We start from the raw sequence: 3,314 nt of genomic DNA, 5'->3' as shown, positions 1-3,314 counted from the left end.
TGCGTGTCCTTCAGCGCCAGCCATTCGGCCTGGAAGGCGGCCACATCCACATCGGCATCGGGCTTGACTTCGGGCGGAACGGCGGCGGGCAAGGTCTGGATGCCGACCGGTTCGGCCGCGGCTGCCGGCGAGGCGAAACGGTCGATCACCGCTTGCCAGGCCACCAGGTCGGTGCCCGTGCGGGTGAAGACCTTGTGCACCGCGCCGCCTTGCGCATCGAAGAACTGCAGGCTGCGCTGGGTGTTGCCGTCGGCCAAGCGCTCGACCACCGCGAAGCCGTGGGCCCAGCGGCTGTAGAAGATGCGCAGGTCGATCTCGCGGCCCAGCACCAGCCCCATCTCGCCACCGGCCGGTCCGCTGGCGCTGGCAGGCGCGTAGACGCCAGTCTTCTCATGCACGCAGGAGGGGTTGCGGGTCAGTGCCATCAGCTCGCCGGCCGGCGCCAGCGCGCCGATCACGGCTGGCCATTCCGCGCGCAGCGGCGTGGCCTGTAGCGGCGACTGGTCTGCCGGGAAGGCCCCGGCATGCGCGGCGACCAACTCGCCTTCGGACACGCCCAGCGCTTCGGCAAGGTCTCGGTGGCGCGAGCGCGCGGCGCGGCGACCCTCGGCGAAGGCGATGCGCAGTGCTGCGAGCGATGGGGTGGGGGTGGCGGGCGAAAGGCTCATCTTGGGCTCCGGGAAGGTCTTCAGAAGTCGTAGCGCGCTGCAACCTGCACGCTGCGGCCAGGTGCGGTGTAGGCGTCTTTGACAGTGCTGCTGTCGGCCAGGCCGCGCACGTCGGACCAGCGCGTGTAGTGGCGGTCGAACAGGTTGCTGACATTGGCCTGCAGCGTCAGGGCGGGCAGCGGCTTCCAGCTGCCGCCCAGGTCCAGCGTGGTGTAGCCGGTGGGCGCGTGGTAGGTGGCGCTGGAGATCTCGCTCCTGGCCTTGCCCTGCACGTGCAGCGCGCTGGCGCGCAGCGACCAGTCCGCTGCCTCGTAGCGCAGGCCCAGCGTGCTGCGGGCGGGCTCCACGGTGTCCAGCGGCGTCTTCACGCCATCCGCCTCGCTGCGGCCATGCGAGATGGCCACGCCGCCGTTCAGCACCCAGCCGCTGCGCTGCCATTCGGCGCGCGCTTCGCTGCCGAGGATGCGTGCCTTGCTCAGGTTGATGTACTGGAAGACCAGCGGATCGGTCGGCGCGCCGGTGCCGCTGACGACCTGCTGACTGATGAAGTCGTCATAGCGGTTGTCGTAGTGCAGCACCTGGTAGCGCAGCTCGCCCCAGGCGCCGCGCACGCGGCCGCGCAGGCCCAGCTCCACGCTGTTGGCGCGCTCGGCCTTCAGGTCCGGGTTGCCGATGCTGGAGTAGAACTGCGCCGGGTTGGCAAAGCTGCTGTTGACCTGGTCCGGCGTGGGCGCGCGGAAGCCGCGGGCCCAGTTGACGTAGGGCGCAAAGGCTTCGTCAGCCCGCCAGATGGCGCCCAGGCGCGGTGTGGCGGCCTGGTCCGACAGCGAGACCGCCGTGCCGGTGTAGCCGGCCTGGCTGGCCGAAAGCTTGTAAGAGTCGAAGCGCAGGGCGGGGATGATGCTGATGGGGCCGGCCTCGATCTCGTCCTGCACGAAGGCGCCGGCCAGCGTGTAGGTGGTGTCGGGGAAAAGCTTGGGCGGGGTGATGCCGGTGAACTCGCCGGTGACCTTGGCCTGGCTCCAGTCCAGGCCGTAGCTGAAACGCTGGCGTGTGTCCGGTCCCAGCGCGGGCGTGGCGACGGTGCTTTCGAGCTGGGTCGAGAAGCCGAGCAGCTTCTGCTCGTAGTTGTAGTCGCGGCTTTGCGGCGAGTCGGTCGACACGCCGGCGGTGGTCAGCGTGCGCTCGGCCAGCGTGAGCTGGTGGGTGCTGGCGTCCTGCCAGTAGACCTGGCTGCGGGCGCGCTGCAGCCAGCTGCCGGCTTCGTCGTCGAAGCGGTGTTCCAGCGAGACGCGCTGGCGGTCCAGCTTGTCGTGCGCGTCCAGGTCGGTGGTGGTGGTCGTGGTGCCGCGCGAGCTGACGTCGCCGCGGGCGCTGTAGACCTCGGTGTCCTGCTTGCGCTGTTGGCTTTCGAAGCTCAGGCCCAGTTCGTGTTCGGGCGCCAGTGCATAGGAGACCTTGGCCAGCACCGCGGGGGCGCGGTAGCTGACGGGGTTGGGCGTCGTGCGGGTGCCGTCCTGCGTGTCCACGCCGCCCTGGTTGTCGGTCTCGTGGCCGCGGCGGGTGGTCAGCAGCAGCAGGCCTTGCCACCGCCCATCGAGGCCTTCGCGGCCCGCCAGGCCCAGCGTGGCGGCCCAGGAGTCGTCGACAGAGTTGTAGCCGGCGCGGGCGAAGCCGCCGAAGGTCTGGCCTTTTTTCAGCAGGTCGGCCGGGTCCAGCGTGCGCAGGCTGACCACGCCGGCCAGGCCGTCGCTGCCGTACTGGGTGGACGCGGGGCCGCGCAGCACTTCGACGCTTTGCGCAGTGTCCAGCACCAGGAAGTCGCCACGGCCGGTGCCTATGGGGCCGAAGGTGAAGCCGGCAGGGGTGCGCACGCCGTCGACCAGCATCATCACCTGGTTGCCTTCCAGGCCGCGGATGTTCACGCCTTCGTTGCCGGCACGGGCCGTGCCGCCGGAGGCATTGAAGCGCGTGGCCTGCTGGCGCACGGTGAGGTCCAGCTCGTCGTTGAGCAGGTCCTTGATGTCGCGCGCGCCGCTTTGTTCGATTCGCTTGGCCGGCAGCACCGTGACGGTGGCCGGCACGTTGTCGATCGCGCGCTCGGTGCGCGTGGCGGTGACGGTGAGCAGCGGCAGCGGTGCGTCGAGGGCAGCGGCGGTAGGGGCTGCGGTTGTTGAGGCGGCTTGCGCCCATGCGGACAGAGGCAGCATCGGGGCCACGGCCCCGGCCAGGCCCATGGCGAGTGCCAACGGCGTCTTGCGGATCAATTGCGTTCCAGAAATGAGGAGGCGGCAGGTGCTGGCGCAAGGCTGGCGGTGCCAGGCTGGAAGCGGGCGCCGGGGTCATCGCGGCGCTGCCCGCGGCAGAGCTGTCGAACGACCTGATGCAGGGCGTTTCAGCGGGCGCTTCCAGAGGATTAAATGATTGTAATGCGAATCACTCTCATTACAAGAGGCTCGCGAAGCTTCGGCGCGACGAAGGCCAGCTCAGTGAAGTGCGCTGCCGCCGGGCTGTTGCCAGCGTTTCCAGGTTGACGAGGGCAGCTCGCCGAACAGTTCGCGGTAGTCCTGCGAGAACTGGCCGAGGTGCCAGAAGCCTTGCGAGGTGGCCGCCTCTGCCACCGAGCGGGCTTCGCGCAGCGCCCGC

2 protein-coding genes are annotated in these 3,314 nt (G+C 69.8%); both read right to left on the bottom strand.

The window, feature by feature from the left end; genetic code table 11:
* On the bottom strand, window positions 1–668 hold a 668-nt coding region (locus tag FKP22_RS25085), incomplete at its 3' end, for a ChuX/HutX family heme-like substrate-binding protein (protein ID WP_310733374.1).
* Window positions 669–688: 20 nt separating this feature from the next.
* Window positions 689–2,935, bottom strand: a complete 2,247-nt coding sequence (locus FKP22_RS25080) for a TonB-dependent hemoglobin/transferrin/lactoferrin family receptor (RefSeq protein ID WP_141290404.1) — start codon at window positions 2,933–2,935, stop codon at window positions 689–691.
* Window positions 2,936–3,314: the final 379 nt, after the last annotated feature.

Origin of the sequence: Ideonella azotifigens (genome assembly GCF_006519715.1) — a bacterium.
Lineage (GTDB): Bacteria > Pseudomonadota > Gammaproteobacteria > Burkholderiales > Burkholderiaceae_C > Ideonella > Ideonella azotifigens.
The sequence above is the reverse complement of the archived record's forward strand: the minus strand, read 5'-3'. Positions and strand labels throughout refer to the sequence as shown.